Raw genomic sequence first — 18,729 nt, forward strand, 5'->3', positions numbered from 1 at the left:
TTTTTTGAAATTCAGATCTTATCTGGCACGCCGAATCTAGCAGGAACTCCATCATGGATGCGTTTGAACTCCCCGACACTCTGGCCCAGGCTCTTCAGCGTCGCGCCTTGCACACGCCGGATCGGCTGGCGCTGCGTTTCCTCACCGACGAGAAAGACCAGGGACTGGTGTTGACCTACCGTGACCTGGACCTGCGCGCGCGGACCATCGCTGCTGCGCTGCAACGTCAAGCCGTGCCGGGTGATCGGGCAACTCTGCTGTTTCACAGTGGGCCGGACTATGTCGCTGCGTTTTTCGGCTGCCTGTACGCCGGGGTCATTGCGGTGCCGGCTTACCCGCCGGAATCCAATCGTCGTCATCATCAGGAACGGCTGCTGTCGATCATCGCCGATGCCGAGCCACGGCTGGTACTGACCGGTTCCGACCTGCAGCCCGCCTTGCTGCAGATGGATGAGCTGGCTGCTGCCGATGCCCCGCAACTGCTCTGCGTCGATACGCTGGACAGTGCGTCTGCCGACAATTGGCAGGGGCCACAATTGCAGGCCGACGACATCGCTTTCCTGCAATACACCTCGGGCTCAACCGCCTTGCCCAAGGGCGTGCAGGTCAGCCATGGCAACCTGGTTGCCAACGAACTGTTGATTCGTCATGGCTTCGGCATCGACGTCAATCCGGACGACGTGATCGTCAGCTGGCTGCCGCTGTACCACGACATGGGCCTGATCGGCGGCTTGTTGCAGCCGATTTTCAGTGGCGTTCCGTGCATCCTGATGGCCCCCGCTTACTTCCTCACGCGGCCATTGCGCTGGCTGGAAGCTATCAGCGAATACGGCGGCACCATCAGCGGCGGGCCCGACTTTGCCTACCAGCTGTGCAGCGCGCGGGTCAGTGATTCGGCGCTGGAGCGGCTCGACCTGAGTCGCTGGCGCGTGGCGTATTCCGGCTCCGAGCCTATCCGCGAAGACAGCCTGAATGCGTTTGCCGAGAAGTTCGCCAGTTGCGGCTTCACGCCTGACAGCTTCATGGCCTCCTATGGGCTGGCCGAAGCCACGCTATATGTAGCGGGTGGCAAACGCGGCAAAGGCATTCCTTCGCTGCGTTTGAATGCGCAGGCGCTGGCGCGCAATGTGGCAGAGTTGGGCGACGGTCAGCCAGTCATGAGCTGCGGCACCGGCCAGCCGGGGCATGGCGTATTGATTGCCGACCCCGCCACCCTGCAAGTGCTGGACGAAAACCGTATCGGCGAAGTATGGGCCAGTGGGCCGAGCATCGCCCACGGTTACTGGCGCAACCCTGAAGCCACCGCCAAGGCGTTCGTCCAGCATGACGGCCAGACTTGGCTGCGTACCGGCGACCTGGGCTTTCAGCGGCATGGCGAGTTGTACATCACCGGTCGTTTGAAAGACATGCTGATCGTCCGTGGCCACAACCTGTACCCGCAGGACATCGAGAAAGTCGTCGAGCGCGAGGTCGATGTGGTGCGCAAAGGCCGTATTGCGGCATTTGCGGTCAATCAGGACGGTAGCGAAGGCATTGGGATCGCTGCCGAAGTGAGCCGCAGCGTGCAGAAAATACTGTCCGCCGAGGCGCTGATCAAGATCATTCGCCAAGCCGTTGCCGAGGCGTTTCAAGAAGCGCCGAGCGTTGTGGTGTTGCTCAATCCGGGCGCTCTGCCCAAAACTTCCAGTGGCAAGTTGCAACGTTCGGCCTGCCGCACGCGTCTGGCCGATGGCAGCCTGGACAGTTACGCGGTGTTTCCCGCGAACAATACAACGCATCAAAACCGGACCCTGAGCACAGGATCGGACCTGCAAGCTCAGATCGCCAGCGTCTGGTGCGAGCATTTGCAATGTGAGCAGATCAGCGCCGACGATCATTTCTTCCTGCTGGGCGGCAACTCCATCGTCGCCACTCAGGTAGTGGCCCGTTTGCGTGAAACGCTGGGCATCGACCTGAACCTGCGCCTGCTGTTTGAGGCGCCGACGCTGGCCGCCTTTGCGGCGCAGATCGAAGCGCTTCAAATCGCCGCATCGCAAGGCGACAGCCAGACGCAGAACGCTATCGTCCGCCTGCCCGGCAACGAGCATCTGCCACAATCGCTGGCACAGAACCGCCTGTGGTTCCTTTGGCAACTTGACCCGCAAAGCAGCGCCTACAACATTCCCGGTGGTCTGTACCTGCGTGGCGAACTGGACACCACGGCGTTGCGTACCAGCTTCCAGCGCCTGATCGAGCGCCATGAATCGCTGCGTACGCGCTTCTACGAGCATGACGGTGTCGCCCTGCAGCGCATCGACGCGCCCGGTGAGTTCCATTTCGACACTCTGGATATAAGCGACCTGCCGAGCGACGAACGCCAGACGCGTGCGCTGGCGATCCGCGAAGAGCAGGCGCGTCTGCCATTCGATCTGCAAAACGGCCCGTTGCTGCGCGTTACGCTGCTGCGACTGGACGAGGAAGAGCATCAGTTGCTGGTCACGCTGCACCACATCATTGCCGATGGCTGGTCGCTGAATGTGCTGATCGACGAATTCTCGCGGCTCTATGCGTCGGCTGTTCAGGGGCAGCCACTGGAACTGGCACCTCTGCCACTGCGTTACGCCGACTATGGCCAATGGCAGCGCGAATGGCTGGCAAACGGCGAGGCCGAGCGCCAGCTCGACTACTGGAAGCAGCAACTGGGCGATGAGCAGCCAACCCTGGAATTGAGCACTGATCGTCCGCGCTCGGCACATCAGCAGCACAGCGCTTCGCGTTACAGCCTGCGCCTGAGTGCCGAGCTGAGCGCCGCCGTACGCAACACCGCGCAAGCCTGGCAATCAACGTCGTTCATGCTCTTGCTGGCGGGCTTCCAGGCCTTGTTGCATCGCTACAGCGGGCAGACCGACATTCGCATCGGCGTGCCCGGTGCCAACCGTCCTCGTCATGAAACCCAGGGCCTGATCGGCTTCTTCATCAACACCCTGGTGCTGCGTGCGCAACTCGATCCGCGCCTGCCGTTTTCCACACTGCTGGCCCAGACCCGCCAGGCCGCGCTGGACGCTCAGGCGCATCAGGACGTGCCGTTCGAACAACTGGTCGAAGCGTTTCCGCAGGCCCGCGAACACGGGCTGTTTCAAGTCATGTTCAACCACCAGCAACGCGACCTCGGCGCATTGCGTCGCCTGCCGGGGCTGCTCGCCGAAGAACTGCCGTGGCACAGCCGCGAGGCCAAGTTCGACCTGCAACTTCACAGCGAGGAAGACCGTAACGGTCGCCTCAACCTGTCCTTCGATTACGCCGACGAGCTGTTCGAGCGCGACACCATCGTGCGTCTGGCGCGGCACTACGTTCAGTTGCTGACCCAGGTCAGTCAGCAGGCGCAGGTTGCGCTGGGCGACGTGCAATTACTTGGCGCTGACGAGCTGTCCGAACAGGCGCAGTGGAGCGCTGCCGCCTGCACGCCTGCACACGTCTGGCTGCCTGAAATGCTGGAGCGTCAGGCGCTGCAAACCCCGGAACGCATCGCGTTGGTGTGGGAGGGCGGCAGCCTCGATTTCGCCAGCCTGCATGCCCAGGCCAACCGTCTGGCGCATTACCTGCGCGACAAGGGCGTCGGCCCGGACGTCAAGGTGGCAATCGCCGCCGAGCGCTCGCCGCAACTGTTGATCGGTCTGTTGGCAATCCTCAAGGCCGGGGGCGCCTACGTGCCGCTGGACCCGGATTACCCGATTGAACGACTGGCCTACATGCTGCAAGACAGCGGTGTTGAGCTGCTGTTGACCCAGAGCCATCTGCTCGGCGACCTGCCGAGCGCAGACGGGGTCTGCACGGTTGCGATGGACATGCTGCACCTGGACAGCTGGCCGGTCAGCGCGCCGGGCCTGCATTTGAGCGGCGACAATCTCGCGTACGTGATTTACACCTCCGGCTCCACCGGTCAGCCCAAAGGCGTCGGCAACACCCACGCGGCACTGGTCGAGCGCCTGCAATGGATGCAGGACACTTATGGGCTGGATGAAAGCGACGTGCTGATGCAGAAGGCACCGATCAGCTTTGACGTGTCGGTCTGGGAATGCTTCTGGCCGCTGATTACCGGTTGCCGCCTGCTACTGGCAGGCCCCGGCGAACACCGCGACCCGCATCGCATCGCGCAACTGGTCAACGAGCACGGTGTGACCACGCTGCACTTTGTGCCGCCCCTGTTGCAGCTGTTTGTCGACGAGCCGCTGGCGCAGCAATGCACCAGCCTGCGTCGCCTGTTCTCTGGCGGCGAAGCGTTGCCGAGCGAACTGCGCAACCGGGTGCTGGAGCATCTGCCGGGCGTACAACTGCACAACCGTTATGGCCCGACCGAAACTGCAATCAACGTCACCCATTGGCAATGTCAGGTTAGCGACGGCCTGCGTTCACCGATTGGTCGTCCGCTGGGTAACGTGCTGTGCCGGGTGCTGGACAGCGAGCTCAACCCGCTGCCGCGTGGGGTTGCCGGGGAACTGTGCATCGGTGGCATCGGCTTGGCGCGTGGCTACCTGAATCGTCCGGGCCTGACCGCCGAACGCTTTGTCGCCGATCCGCTGGGCCAGCCGGGTGAGCGCTTGTACCGCACCGGCGACCTGGTGCGCTGGGCCGCTGACGGTGCGCTGGAATATCTTGGGCGTCTGGATCAGCAGGTCAAACTGCGTGGCTTCCGCGTCGAACCGCAGGAGATCGAAGCCCGTCTGCTGACCCAGCCGGGTGTTGGTCATGCTGCCGTGCTGGTGCGCGAAACCGCTGCGGGCCCGCAACTGATCGGTTACTACACCGCCGAAGCCGGGCAGGACGCTCAGGCCGAGCGCATCAAATCGGCGCTGGCTCTGGAACTGCCGGATTACATGGTCCCGGCGCAGCTGGTGCGCCTCGACAGCATGCCGCTGAGCCCGATTGGCAAGCTGGATCGACGCGCCTTGCCCGAGCCGCAATGGCAGACTCGCGAGCATGTCGAGCCGCAAACCGACCTGCAAAAGCAGATCGCCGCTGTCTGGCGCCAAGTGCTGGGCGTGCCGCGCGTCGGCCTGCGCGACGACTTTTTCGAGCTGGGTGGGCACTCGTTGCTGGCCACGCAGATCATTTCCCGCGTGCGTCAGGCCTGCGATATCGATTTGCCGTTGCGTGCGCTGTTCGAAGCCAGCGAGCTGGGCGCGTTTGTCGAACAGGTTCAAACCATTCAGCTGTCGGGCGAACGCAGCAGCCTGCAACCGATCGCCCGTGTCGACCGCAGTCAACCGGTGCCGCTGTCTTATTCCCAACAGCGTATGTGGTTCCTCTGGCAGATGGAACCGGACAGCCCAGCGTACAACGTCGGCGGCATGGCACGCCTGAACGGCGTGCTCGATATCGAACGTTTCGAAGCCGCGCTGCAAGCCTTGATCCTGCGCCACGAAACCCTGCGCACCACCTTCCCGAGCGTCAACGGCGTAGCGTGCCAGAAGGTCAGTGAACAGACCGGCCTGCGCGTGCAATGGCAGGATTACTCAGCGCTGCCTGCCGAGCTTCGTCAGCAGCGCCTTCAGGCACTGGCCGACAGCGAGGCGCATCAGCCTTTTGATCTGGAGACCGGTCCGCTGCTGCGTGCCTGTCTGGTCAAGGCGGCTGATCTTGAGCATTACTTCGTTCTGACCCTGCACCATATCGTCACCGAAGGCTGGGCGATGGACATTTTCGCTCGCGAACTGGGCCTGCTCTACGAAGCATTTCTGCAAGGCAAGCCGTCGCCGCTGGAACCGCTGGCGGTGCAATATCTGGATTACAGTGTCTGGCAGCGTCAGTGGATGGAGGCGGGCGAGCGCCAGCGCCAGCTGGATTACTGGACCGCGCAGTTGGGTAACGAGCATCCGCTGCTGGAACTGCCCGCTGACCGGCCACGCCCAGCGGTACAAAGTCATCAGGGCGAACTGTACCGTTTCGACCTGAATCCCGAACTGGCCGCCAAAGTCCGCGCGTTCAACGCCCGCAATGGCTTGACCCTGTTCATGACCATGACCGCCACACTGGCAGTGCTGCTCTACCGTTACAGCGGCCAGAATGACCTGCGCATCGGTGCGCCGGTGGCCAACCGCATCCGTCCGGAAAGCGAAGGGCTGATTGGCGCGTTTCTCAACACCCAGGTGCTGCGCGTGCAGCTTGACGGGCAAATGAGCGTTGCGCAGCTGTTCGAACAGGTTCGTCACACCGTCATTGAAGGCCAGTCGCATCAGGACCTGCCGTTCGATCATCTGGTCGAAGCCCTGCAACCGCCACGCAGCGCGGCCTACAACCCGCTGTTCCAGGTGATGTGCAACGTGCAGCGCTGGGAATTCCAGCAAAGTCGCGAGCTGGCGGGCATGACCGTTGACTATCTGGTCAACGATGCGCGTGCCACCAAATTCGACCTCAACCTGGAGGTCACCGAGCTGGATCACCGCCTGGGTTGCTGCCTGACCTACAGCACCGATCTGTTCGACGAGCCGCGCATCGCGCAAATGGCCGAGCACTGGCTGAACCTGCTACAAGCACTGCTCGCCGACCCGCAACAGCGCCTGAGTGAACTGCCGCTGTTGCAGGACGCCGAACGTCAGCAACTGCTCGACAGCCTCGGCGTCGAAGCCGGCGAACAACGGCTTGATCAGTGCATTCACAGCCTGTTCGCCGAACAGGCCCGGCTGCGCGCAGATGCGCCTGCGTTGACCTTTGCCGGGGAAACCCTGAGCTACGCCGAGCTGGACGGCCGCGCCAACCAACTGGCCGGAATGCTGCGCCAGCGCGGCGTCGGCCCGCAGGTTCGCGTCGGCCTGGCGCTGCCACGTTCGCTGGATATGGTTGTCGGCCTGCTGGCGATCCTCAAGGCCGGTGGTGCCTACGTGCCACTGGACCCGGAATATCCGTTGGAACGCCTGCACTACATGATCGAAGACAGCGGCGTCGGCCTGCTGTTGAGCGACCGTGCGCTGTTTGCCGCGCTGGGCGAGCTGCCTGCCGGTGTGGCCCGCTGGTGCCTGGAAGACGATCAGCCGCTGCTGGCGTCTTTCTCAACCGATGAACTGCCGTTTATCAGCCTGCCGCAGCATCAGGCTTACCTGATTTACACCTCCGGTTCGACCGGCAAGCCCAAAGGCGTGGTGGTGTCCCACGGTGAAATCGCCATGCATTGTCAGGCGGTGATTCGTCGCTTCGACATGCAGCCCGATGACTGCGAACTGCATTTCTATTCGATCAACTTCGATGCCGCCACTGAGCGTCTGCTGGTGCCGCTGCTCAGTGGTGCGCGCGTGGTATTGCGCGCCCAAGGGCAGTGGGATGCCGAAGAAATCTGCACGCTGATTCGCCAGCAGCAGGTCAATATTCTCGGCTTCACCCCCAGCTATGGCAGCCAGTTGGCGCAGTGGCTGGCCACTCAAGGCCAGACCTTGCCGGTGCGCATGTGCATCACCGGCGGTGAAGCGCTGACCGGTGAACACTTGCAGCGTATTCGCGCAGTCTTCCAGCCGGAACTGTTGTTCAACGCCTATGGCCCGACCGAAACCGTGGTCATGCCGTTGGCCAGCCTGGCCCCGCAGCAATTGGAAGAGGGCGAAGCCAGCGTACCGATCGGTCGTGTGGTCGGGGCGCGGGTTGCCTATATTCTCGACGCCGATCTGGCCCTGGTGCCACAGGGCGCGAGCGGCGAACTGTATATCGGCGGTGCCGGTCTGGCGCAGGGCTACCATCAGCGCCCCGGCATGAGCGCCGAGCGCTTTGTGGCCGACCCGTTTGCCAGCAACGGCGGGCGTCTGTATCGAACCGGCGACCTGGTGCGCCAGCGCGCCGATGGGCTGGTGGAATATCTGGGGCGTATCGACCATCAGGTGAAGATTCGTGGCTTCCGTATCGAACTGGGGGAAATCGAAACCCGTTTGCTGGAACACGAAGCCATCCGCGAAGCCGTGGTGCTGGCGCTGGACACGCCGTCGGGCAAGCAACTGGCGGGTTATCTGGTCAGTGATGTGGCCGGGCAGGGCGACGAGCAGCAGGCGCAATTGCGTGAATCGCTCAAGTCGCACCTCAAGGCGCAACTGCCGGATTACATGGTGCCAACTCACCTGATCCTGCTCGACAGCATGCCGCTGACCGCCAACGGCAAGCTCGACCGACGCGCATTGCCTGCACCGGACCCGGAACTCAATCGTCAGCATTACGTAGCCCCTGCCAGTGAACTGGAGCAACAGCTGGCAGCGATCTGGTGTGCGGTGCTGAATGTGGAGAAAGTCGGCCTCAACGACAACTTCTTCGAACTGGGCGGCGATTCGATCCTGTCGATTCAGGTGGTCAGCCGGTCGCGTCAGGTGGGTATTCATTTCAGCCCGCGTGATCTGTTCCAGCACCAGACCGTGCAGACCCTGGCCGCCGTGGCGACCGCCAGCGAACTGATTCAGGCCGAACAGGGCCTGCTGCAAGGCGCATCCGCGCTGACGCCGATCCAGCACTGGTTCTTCGACACGCCGATTCCCGAGCGTCAGCACTGGAACCAGTCGCTGGTGCTGGAGCCGCTCACTGCACTCGACCCGCGTCTGCTGGAGCAGGCACTGCGGGCGCTGCTCGAACAGCATGACGCCCTGCGCCTGAGCTTCACCGGGCAAAACGGCAAATGGCAGGCTGAACACCGTGCAGTGACGGCAGAAACCCTGTTGATACAGGCGCAGGTCGCCGACATGGCCGAATGTGCCGCGCTGTACGCCGACACCCAGCGCAGCCTCGACCTGCAAAACGGCCCGCTGTTGCGCGCCTTGCTGGTCGATGGTCCGCAGGGTCAGCAACGTCTGCTGATGGTCATTCACCATCTGGTGGTCGATGGCGTTTCGTGGCGGGTGCTGCTCGACGATTTGCAAACGGCCTATCGACAGTTGAGCGAAGCAACGCCAGTGCGCTTTGCCGCCAAGACCAGTGCGTTCCGTGACTGGGCCGCACGTTTGCAGGCCTACGCGGGTAACGAATCGTTACGTGAAGAGCTGCACGTATGGCAGCGTCAGCTTGGCGGTCCTTTGGCGCAGTTGCCGTGCCACAACCCGCAGGGTGGCCAGCAGAATCGTCATGCGCAAACCGTCAGCGTGCGGCTGGATGCCGAACGTACCCGACAACTGCTGCAACAGGCACCCAGCGCATACCGCACTCAGGTCAACGACCTGCTGCTGACGGCGCTGGCGCAAGTGGTCTGCCGCTGGAGCGGGCAACCATCGACGCTGGTCCAGCTGGAAGGGCACGGCCGCGAAACCCTGTTTGACGACATCGACCTGACCCGCACGGTCGGCTGGTTCACCAGCGCTTATCCGCTGCGCCTCACGCCAGCAGTGGCTGGCGATGCAGCGCCGGGGGAGTCGATCAAGGCGATCAAGGAGCAGCTGCGCCAGGTGCCGCACAAAGGCCTGGGCTATGGCGTGCTGCGCTATCTGGCCGACAGTGCCAGCAAAGCCGCCATGCAGGCGCTGCCGGTGGCACCGATCACCTTCAACTACCTCGGTCAGTTCGACCAGAGCTTCGCCAGCGATGCGTTGTTCCGTCCGCTGGAAGAGTCAGCGGGCGCGGCCCACGATCCGCATGCGCCGCTGCCCAACGAGCTGAGCATCGACAGCCAGGTGTATGGCGGCGAATTGCTGCTGCGCTGGACTTTCAGTGCCGAGCGTTATCAACCCGCCGCCATCGAAGCGCTGGCGCAGGATTACCTGGCCCGGTTGCAGGCGCTGATTGCCCATTGCCTGAGCGATGGCAGCGGTGGCCTGACGCCTTCGGACTTCCCGCTGGCCGATCTGGATCAGGCGCAACTCGACGCACTGCCGGTCGCTGCGACGCACATCGAGGACGTCTACCCGCTGACACCAATGCAGGAGGGCATGCTGCTGCACACCCTGCTGGAACCGGGCACCGGCCTGTATTACATGCAGGACCGCTATCGCATCAACAGCGCGCTCGATCCAGAGCGTTTTGCCCAGGCCTGGCAGGCGGTGATCGCCCGTCATGAAGCGCTGCGCGCCTCGTTCTGCTGGGACATCGGCGAAACCATGCTGCAGGTCATCCACAAGCCGGGTAGCACGCCGATTGATTATCTGGACTGGCGTGACGTACCGGAGGACCAGCAGGAGCCGCGTTTGCAGGCCTTGCTCAAGTCCGAGCGCGAGGCCGGTTTCAACCTGCTCGATCAGCCGCCGTTCCACCTGCGTCTGATTCGCGTCGATGAAGCGCGCTACTGGTTCATGATGAGCAACCACCACATCCTCATCGATGCCTGGTGCCGTTCGCTGCTGATGAACGACTTCTTCGATATCTACACTGCGCTGGGCGAAGGTCGTGAAGCACAACTGACGCCTGCACCGCGTTATCGCGACTACATTGGCTGGCTGCAACGCCGTGGCCTGGCGCAGGCGCGTGACTGGTGGCAAGACAACCTGCGCGGCTTCGAACGGCCGACGCCGATCCCCAGCGACCGGCCGTTCCTGCGTGAACATGCGGGCGACAGCGGCGGCATGGTCGTGGGCGATTGCTATACCCGTCTCGATGAAGGCGACGGCGCACAACTGCGCGAGCTGGCGCAGCAGCATCAACTGACCGTTAACACCTTCGCCCAGGCAGCGTGGGCCTTGACCCTGCGGCGCCTGAGCGGTGATCGCGACGTGGTGTTCGGCGTCACGGTGGCCGGTCGTCCGGTGGAGCTGCCACAAATGCAGCGCACCGTTGGGCTGTTTATCAACACCATCGCGCTGCGCGTCGGCATGCCCGGCGACGATCAGCGTTGCAGCGTGCGCCAGTGGCTGAGCCAGTTGCTGGACAGCAACATGCAACTGCGCGAGTACGAATACCTGCCGCTGGTGACCATTCAGGAGAACAGCGAACTGCCCAAAGGCCAGCCGCTGTTCGACAGCCTGTTCGTGTTCGAGAATGCGCCGGTGGAAGTTTCGGTGCTCGACCGTGCACAAAGCCTCAACGCCACGTCGGATTCCGGCCGCACCCACACCAACTATCCGCTGACGGCCGTCTGCTATCCGGGCGATGATCTGGGCCTGCACCTGTCTTACGACCAGCGTTATTTCGATGAGTCCACCGTGCAGAACATGCTCGGCGAGTTCAAGCGTCTGCTGCTGGCGCTGATCGAGGGCTTCCACGGCGACATGAGCGAACTGGCACTGGTCAGCGAGCAGGAGCGCACGTTCCTGATCGAGGACTGCAACCAGAGCGAGCACGCGTACCCGCTGGATAAAAGCTACGTCGAACTGTTCGAAGCGCAGGTCGAAGCACATCCGCAGCGCATTGCGGTCAGTTGCCTGGATCGCCAGCTCAGTTATGCCGAGCTGAATATTGCCAGCAACCGTCTGGGCCATGCCCTGATCGAGGCCGGTGTCAGTTTCGATCAGCCGGTTGCCTTGCTCGCCGAGCGTGGCGTTGAACTGCCGGGCATGATCATCGGCAGCTTCAAGGCCGGTGGCGGTTACCTGCCGCTGGACCCGGCGCTGCCCGATTCGCGACTGAGCGGCATCATCGGCCAGAGCGGCACGCCGCTGCTGGTGTGCAGCGCGCAATGTCTGGAACAGGGCAGGGCGCTACTTGAAGCGCTGACCGAGTCCGCTCGTCCGCAGTTGCTGGTTTGGGAAACTGTGCAGCAGCGCGAATCAGCGCAGCACAACCCCGGCCGCTACAGCGCACCGGACAACCTCGCTTACGTGATCTTCACCTCCGGCTCCACCGGGCTGCCGAAGGGCGTGATGGTCGAGCAGCGCGGCATGCTCAACAACCAGTTGAGCAAGGTGCCGTACCTGAGCCTGAGCGAAAGAGATGTCATCGCCCAGACCGCTTCGCAGAGTTTCGACATCTCGGTCTGGCAGTTCCTCGCTGCGCCGCTGTTTGGCGCGCGGGTGGACATTGTGCCGAACGACATCGCCCGCGACCCGCAGGCCTTGTTGGCGCATGTGCAGGCCCAGCGCATCAGCGTGCTGGAAAGCGTGCCGTCGCTGATAACCGGCCTGCTCGCCGAGCAACAGGCAACGCTCGACAGCCTGCGCTGGATGCTGCCGACCGGCGAAGCCATGCCGCCCGAGCTGGCCAGCCAGTGGCTGCAACGCTACCCGCAGATCGGGCTGGTGAATGCCTATGGCCCGGCTGAGTGTTCCGACGACGTGGCGTTCTTCCGCGTTGATGCAGCGTCCACACGCAGCGCTTATCTGCCGATCGGTTCGCCGACCGACAACAACCGCCTGTACCTGCTCGACGAGGCGCTGGACCTCGTGCCGCTGGGCGCAGTGGGTGAGCTGTGCGTGGCCGGGGCCGGGGTCGGTCGTGGTTATGTCGCTGATCCCTCGCGCAGCGTGCCGGTGTTCGTGCCGCATCCGTTCGGTGCACCGGGCGAGCGTCTATACCGCACAGGTGACCTGGCGCGGCGGCGCAAGGACGGCGTGCTGGAATACGTCGGCCGGGTCGACCATCAGGTGAAGATTCGCGGTTATCGCATCGAGCTGGGCGAAATCGAAACCCGCTTGCTGGAGCATTCGGCGATCCGCGAGACGGTGGTACTGGCCGTCGACGGTCCGCTGGGCAAAGTGCTGGCGGCCTATCTGGTGCCAAGCGCTGCCACGCAGGATCCCGATGCGCTGCGAGACGAGCTGAAAAACCACCTCAAAGCCAGCCTGCCGGACTACATGGTGCCTGCGCATCTGGTGATTCTGGAGGCCATGCCACTGACGCCGAACGGCAAGCTTGACCGCAAGGCCTTGCCTGCGCCGGACGTCAGTCAGGCGCAGCAGGAATACCTCGCGCCGCAGACCGAGATGGAGCAGCAACTGGCGACCATCTGGGCCGATGTGCTCAAGGTCGAGCGGGTGGGCATTACCGACAACTTCTTCGAGTTGGGAGGGCACTCGCTGCTCGCTACCCAGGTCGTCACCCGTGCGCAGAAGCTGTTGCAGCGCAACGTGCCATTGCGGGCGATGTTCGAATTCAACACCGTTCAGGCGTTGGCCGAGCATCTGCAAAGCCTTGGCGGAGCGCAGGTTGACGAGCAGAAATTCGACCGTCTGGCGGACTTGATGGCGGAACTGGAAGGGCTCTGATCGGCCTCTCGTCGGCGCGCTGGCGTTGCGGATAAAAAACTCGTTACCGGGTGTAAATCCGCAGCTCGCTGGCGCGTTTTCAAGGGAAGGAATAAACGCCTGAACCCGCATGGCCAACCGTCATGCATCAGGTCATTCAACCAGCGTATTGAGGGTTGCACAGATGTCAGTTGCTACCAGGCTTATCGATGATCAGTTGACACGGGTTGCCCCGGCAGCGGCTGAAACGCTCTACCAATTCGAAGAGTCGCCATTGCTGGCCCGGCAAAATCGCCAGGAATCCAATGCGCGCAGTTACCCGCGGCGTATCCCGCTGGCGCTCAAGCGAGCCAAGGGCATTCACGTCGAGGACGTCGAAGGGCGGCGCTTCATCGATTGCCTGGCAGGCGCGGGCACGCTGGCGTTGGGGCATAACCATCCAGTGATCATCGAAGCGATTCAGCAGGTGATCAGTGATGAGTTGCCGCTGCACACCCTGGATCTGACCACGCCAGTCAAAGACCAGTTCGTTCAGGACCTGTTCGGCCTGCTGCCGCAACAACTGGCCAACGACGCGAAGATCCAGTTCTGTGGCCCGACCGGCACCGATGCGGTGGAAGCCGCGCTGAAACTGGTACGCACTGCCACTGGACGCAGCACGGTGCTGTCGTTTCAGGGCGGTTATCACGGCATGAGCCAGGGCGCGTTGAGCCTGATGGGCAGCCTGGGGCCGAAAAAGCCGCTCGGCGCGTTGCTCGGCACAGGCGTGCAGTTTCTGCCGTACCCCTATGATTACCGCTGCCCGTTCGGGCTTGGCGGCGAACAGGGCGTGCGCGCCAACCTGCATTATCTGGAGAACCTGCTCAACGACCCGGAAGCCGGTGTGCAGTTGCCTGCAGCGGTCATTCTTGAAGTGGTGCAGGGCGAGGGCGGGGTCATTCCTGCTGACCTTGACTGGTTGCGCGGCGTGCGGCGTATTACTGAAAAGGCCGGTGTGGCGCTGATTGTCGATGAAATCCAGAGCGGTTTTGCCCGCACCGGCAAGATGTTCGCCTTCGAACACGCCGGGATTATCCCGGACGTCGTGGTCATGTCCAAAGCCATCGGCGGCAGCCTGCCGCTGGCGGTGGTGGTTTATCGGTCATGGCTCGACACCTGGCTGCCGGGCGCCCACGCCGGAACTTTCCGTGGCAACCAGATGGCGATGGCTACCGGTTCGGCGGTAATGCGCTATCTTCAGGAACACAATATTTGCGAGCACGCGACAGCGATGGGCGCGCGTCTGTCCAGGCACTTGCATGCCTTGCAGCGTGACTTCCCGCAACTGGGCGATATTCGCGGGCGCGGGCTGATGCTGGGTGTCGAGCTGGTCGATCCGGCCGGTGTGCGCGATGCGCAGGGTCATCCGCCGGTATTTGCCCGTCTGGCCCCTCTGGTCCAGCGCGAATGCCTCAAGCGCGGGCTGATTCTGGAACTGGGTGGTCGACACGGCAGCGTAGTGCGCTTCCTGCCACCGCTGGTGATCACCGCCGAGCAGGTCGACGAAGTGGCCGAAATCTTTGGTCGCGCACTCAACGCCGCTGTCGCACAGCTTTAATTTTTCGACGTAGCGATACGTTCAATCCCTATAGCTGCTATGAATTGGCACAGCAGCACTGAACCAACACGGAGAGCAGCAATGACTTCAGTATTCGATCGGGAAGACAGCGTCTTTCAAGTTGTGGTCAACCACGAAGAACAGTATTCGATCTGGCCCGACTACAAAGCCATCCCCAACGGCTGGCGCACCGTTGGCAAAAGCGGCTTCAAGAAAGAGTGCCTGGCCTACATCGAAGAAGTCTGGACCGACATGCGCCCCCTGAGCCTGCGCCAGAAAATGGAAGCCCAGACGGCCTGATTGAGTGTTATACACAAGTCCTGTGGGAGCGAGCTTGCTCGCGAAGAGGCCGGTACAGCCTTGACTATCGTGCGACGCTCCGCGTCGTCATGCCGTTCTGGACGCTCCGCGTCCTCTTTGCGACGCAGAGCGTCGCAACCTGCATTCCCACGCTGGAGCGTGCGGAACGATAATCTCAACTATCGTGCCGATGCTCCGCGCGGCTATCGTGCGACGCAGAGCGTCGCGACCTGCATTCCCCACGCTGGAGCGTGAGCAACGATAAGCTCACCCCTTGCCAGCCAGCACCTCGATAACCCCCTGAATATCCCCTTGCAACTCCGCCAGCGGATCAGCGCCATCAATCCCCAACACCAGCAACGTGCTGCCTGCCGCTTCAATTGCAGACTTCACCGCTTCTGGCGGCTGACGATGATCAAGCACCAGCGCCACGTCGTTATCCTTGAGGGTCGCGCTCAGTTTGCTCAATGCCTCGGGCGTCCACTGTTCGTCGGTCAGCACCTGGCTGTCGATCAGCTCCAGATTCAGCCCGCTGATCAGGTAGCCGAAGCGGTCTGACAAACTCACCACACTTAAATTGTCGGCACCGGCCAGTGCCGCTTCGCTGCTGGCACTCAGCTTGAGCAGTTGCTGCTTGAACGCCGCCAGATTGGCCTCGATCTTCGGCTTCGCACTCGGTGCCAGTTGCACCAGGTCCGCCGCCAGCACATCGGCCATACGCCCCATGTTGTTGCTCGCCAGCCACGGCTGACTGTTCAGCCCGTCAGTGCCTTGGCCCGGCTGCACGGCAATCCCCGGTAAACCACCGTCCACCGGGCGGGCTGCATCAATTTCGACGATGCGAATATTACTGCGGCGTGCGTTCGGGTAAAGCGGGTCATCGGCCCAGATCGACCGCAAGCCGATTACCGCATCGGCGTTGTTCGCCAAGCCGCGCAATGCATCGGCACCGCGCCCTGTGAAGTAAGCAGTCTGGCGCGAGCCGGGCAGGTTGGCCGCGGCAGCGCGTTCCAGCATGACACCGCTGTCCTTGAGCAGAATTTCCCCCAGCCCGTAGGTAATCGGCAGGCTGGCCAGCACCCGTACCGGTTGAGCACTGTCGGCTTTGGCGTCGGCGGCATACAGGCTGTTGCTGAACAGGCCGGTCATGGCCAGCGCCAGGGTCAATGTACGTAAAGTAGGCATTTATCCAATATTCCCTTTCAGGGCGGGCAGCGTGCCGCGGGCGATGGCGGCCAGGGCAAAGGCAACGCCAGCCACCAGAATGATCGCCGCGCCGGACGGCACAGGCAGGTCGAAGACGATAGGCAGCAGAATGCCGCACAGGGTGCTGGCGGTTGCGATGGCCACTGAAATCCAGAAAAAGCCTTTCAGCGACTGGCTCAACAGGCGTGCCGCTGCCGCTGGAATTACCAGCAACGCTCCGACCAGAATTGCGCCGATGACTTTCACGGCGGCAACGGTGATCAGTGTGACCAGAATCACGAACAGGTAATCCAGCGCCTTCACTGCCACGCCGCGCACCGCAGCCAGTTGCGGATTGAAGCTGGCCAGCATGATGCGGTTGTACAACGGCAGGCTCAGGTCCATGACCAGCGAACCAACGATCAGCAACACCAGCAGGTCATTGCCGTTGACAGTCAGTACCGAGCCGAACAGCACGTTTTCCAGAATGTGCACGTTGATCTTGCCGGCCAGCACCAGCAGCAGGCTTGCGCCGAGCGCCAGGGACACCGAGAGGAACACGCCAATCAGCGTGTCCGGTGCCAGCCCGGTGCGGTTGCGCAGGTAGTTGAGGACGATACCGAACAGCAGGCAATAGCCGAACAGCGCGCCATAAGGCCCGGTGTACGGCTCGCCGAGCAGAATGCCGATGGCCACGCCGGTCAGTGCCGCATGGCCCACCGCTTCGGAGAAGAACGCAAAGCGCTTGACCACCACCAGCGTGCCCAGACCGCCCAGCACCGGACCGATCAACAGGCCCGCAAGCAGGGCGTTGACCACAAAGCCATAAGCCAGCGCCTCCGGCAGATAGCCGGATGAGGCGAGGCCCTGAATGAACAGACGAAACGTTTCGTAATCCATCACGCGACGCTCCCGTTAACAGCATCGGCAGTGCGCGGATGAGCAGAAAACAACGTCAGCAGGCGTTCCGGCGTCAGTGCTGTGGCGGCAGGCTCGTCGAACAATACGCGGCGATTGAGCCCAGTCACCTGATCCGCCAGCCGCCGTACTGCATCCAGATCGTGCTCGATCCACAGCACGGTGATACCGCTTCGGCGCCAGTCACCGAGCAGGCGCTCGAAGACTTGAATCCCTGCTTCATCCAGAGCCGACATCGGCTCATCCAGCACCAGTAATTGCGGCGCAGGAATCAGCCCCTGCGCCAGCAGCACGCGCTGCCGCTCACCACCGGACAACGCGCCCATGCGCCGCTTGCGCTTGTCCTGCATGCCGACCCGTTCCAGCGCATCGCCGATTGCTGCCGCGTAGTGTTTCGACAAGCCCATAAACGCCGGGCGTCGTTGGCACATGGCAGCCATGAAATCGTCGACGGTCATCGGCAGGCCGCGATCGAACTCCAGCGCCTGCGGCACATAGCCAATCAGGCCCGGCGCGGCAGGCCATTGCAGGCTCAATTGGCCTTGATGCGGTGTCTGCCCGAGCAGGGTCTTGATCAGCGAGCTTTTGCCACCGCCGTTCGGCCCGACCAGCGCGTGTACGCTGCCAGCGCACACGTTGAAATGCACGCGGTCGAGAATCGTTGTGCGGCCCAGAGTCAGGCTCACCTGGTTGAACTCGATGTCTGGCCCCTGGCTGACGATGTCGAGGTTCTGCGCGACAGTCATGTGCCCGACTCCTGAATGGCCCGCACCACGGTGTCGAGGTTGCCGGCCATTTCCTTCTCGTACTTGTCGGCGGTGTATTCGCCATAGGAAATGTGTGACAGCGGGTACAGCTTGACCCCGGATTCACGCTGGATGGTGTCGACGTAAGTGGACGGGAAATCCATCTCCGAGAAGATCACCTTCACGTCCAGTTCGCGCAGCTGGTCGATGGTCTTTTTCAACTGGCTCGGGCTGGGCTCGATGCCATGTGCCGGTTCCACCACTGCTGTCACTTCCAGGCCGAATTCACGCAGCAGGTAGTCGTAGGCGGCATGTACCGTGGCCACGCGCAGGTCGGCGTTGGGGGCCTTGGTCAGTTTGGCGAGGGCGTCGGCGCGCATCTGCCGCAGGCGCTTGCCATAGGCGCGGGCGTTGGCGGTGTAGGTTTTGGCGTTGTCCGGGTCCAGCTTGCCCAGCTCGCGGGCGATGTTGTTGACCTGGGCGATGGACGCGCTGATCGACAGAAAGGTGTGCGGGTTGACCACCTTGCCTGCGCCGCGTGCTGCAACCCCGGTGGCAGCCAGCAGCGGCACGTCGGCGTTGGCTTCGATGGTCTTGATGTTCGGCGTTTCACTGGCGGCGATCATGCGGTCGGCGAAATCGTCGTGGCCGACGCCATTGAGCACGATCACGTCCAGCGAACCGATGCGCTTGATGTCCTCGGCGCGCGGTTCGTAGGCATGCGGGTTGAAACCGGCCGGGATCAGCGGCACGACGTCGGCCTTGTCACCGACAATATTGCTCACGTAGCTGTAATACGGGTGCAGCGTGATGCCGATGCGCAGGCGCTTGGCCGGGTCGGCGGCGTAGCTGGACGGTGCCAGCAGGGCGGCAAACAACCCTGCCAACAGGACGCGCAGCAAGGGACGGCGTTTGAATGAAATAGGCATGGGCAAGCGGT

General features: G+C 62.7%; 7 protein-coding genes. 3 read left to right on the top strand and 4 right to left on the bottom strand.

All coding sequences use genetic code 11. The features are described from left to right. Nucleotides 1-53 precede the first annotated feature (53 nt). From FFH21_RS10130 to FFH21_RS10140, 3 genes are all read left to right on the top strand, one after another. Complete coding sequence (locus tag FFH21_RS10130; RefSeq protein ID WP_054088570.1) at nt 54-13,064, top strand: non-ribosomal peptide synthetase; 13,011 nt, start codon at nt 54-56, stop codon at nt 13,062-13,064. A gap of 163 nt (nt 13,065-13,227) precedes the next feature. After that, nucleotides 13,228-14,640, top strand: a complete 1,413-nt coding sequence (locus FFH21_RS10135) for an aspartate aminotransferase family protein (RefSeq protein ID WP_041924771.1) — start codon at nt 13,228-13,230, stop codon at nt 14,638-14,640. An 81-nt stretch (nt 14,641-14,721) separates the two neighbouring features. Then, nucleotides 14,722-14,940, top strand: coding sequence for an MbtH family protein (locus tag FFH21_RS10140; RefSeq protein WP_004660170.1), 219 nt, complete (start codon nt 14,722-14,724; stop codon nt 14,938-14,940). 267 nt (nt 14,941-15,207) lie between these two features. Here FFH21_RS10140 and FFH21_RS10150 read toward each other — a convergent pair whose 3' ends face one another. From FFH21_RS10150 to FFH21_RS10165, 4 genes are read right to left on the bottom strand one after another with little or no spacing between them, the layout of a single operon-like run. Further along, nucleotides 15,208-16,125 carry a metal ABC transporter solute-binding protein, Zn/Mn family gene (locus FFH21_RS10150; RefSeq protein WP_041924502.1) on the bottom strand — a complete coding sequence of 306 codons (918 nt, stop codon included), beginning with the start codon at nt 16,123-16,125 and terminating at the stop codon, nt 15,208-15,210. After that, nucleotides 16,126-17,025 carry a metal ABC transporter permease gene (locus FFH21_RS10155; RefSeq protein WP_011168287.1) on the bottom strand — a complete coding sequence of 300 codons (900 nt, stop codon included), beginning with the start codon at nt 17,023-17,025 and terminating at the stop codon, nt 16,126-16,128. After that, the gene (locus FFH21_RS10160) at nt 17,025-17,789 is read right to left on the bottom strand and encodes a metal ABC transporter ATP-binding protein (RefSeq protein WP_004664611.1); all 765 of its coding nucleotides are present in this window, start codon (nt 17,787-17,789) and stop codon (nt 17,025-17,027) included. Before FFH21_RS10160 ends, FFH21_RS10155 begins: the two co-directional genes overlap by 1 nt. Beyond that, nucleotides 17,786-18,718, bottom strand: a complete 933-nt coding sequence (locus FFH21_RS10165) for a metal ABC transporter substrate-binding protein (RefSeq protein WP_004660181.1) — start codon at nt 18,716-18,718, stop codon at nt 17,786-17,788. The genes FFH21_RS10160 and FFH21_RS10165 overlap by 4 nt, the downstream gene beginning before the upstream one ends. Nucleotides 18,719-18,729: the final 11 nt, after the last annotated feature.

This window comes from Pseudomonas sp. KBS0707 (assembly GCF_005937945.2).
Classification (GTDB): domain Bacteria; phylum Pseudomonadota; class Gammaproteobacteria; order Pseudomonadales; family Pseudomonadaceae; genus Aquipseudomonas; species Aquipseudomonas amygdali.

What these genes read in the sequence shown, in the direction of transcription:
- FFH21_RS10130 (WP_054088570.1), top strand. Translation starts at nt 54, where the DNA reads ATGGATGCGTTTGAACTCCCCGACACTCTGGCCCAGGCTCTTCAGCGT.
- FFH21_RS10135 (WP_041924771.1), top strand. Translation starts at nt 13,228, where the DNA reads ATGTCAGTTGCTACCAGGCTTATCGATGATCAGTTGACACGGGTTGCC.
- FFH21_RS10140 (WP_004660170.1), top strand. Translation starts at nt 14,722, where the DNA reads ATGACTTCAGTATTCGATCGGGAAGACAGCGTCTTTCAAGTTGTGGTC.
- FFH21_RS10150 (WP_041924502.1), bottom strand. Translation starts at nt 16,125, where the DNA reads ATGCCTACTTTACGTACATTGACCCTGGCGCTGGCCATGACCGGCCTG.
- FFH21_RS10155 (WP_011168287.1), bottom strand. Translation starts at nt 17,025, where the DNA reads ATGGATTACGAAACGTTTCGTCTGTTCATTCAGGGCCTCGCCTCATCC.
- FFH21_RS10160 (WP_004664611.1), bottom strand. Translation starts at nt 17,789, where the DNA reads ATGACTGTCGCGCAGAACCTCGACATCGTCAGCCAGGGGCCAGACATC.
- FFH21_RS10165 (WP_004660181.1), bottom strand. Translation starts at nt 18,718, where the DNA reads ATGCCTATTTCATTCAAACGCCGTCCCTTGCTGCGCGTCCTGTTGGCA.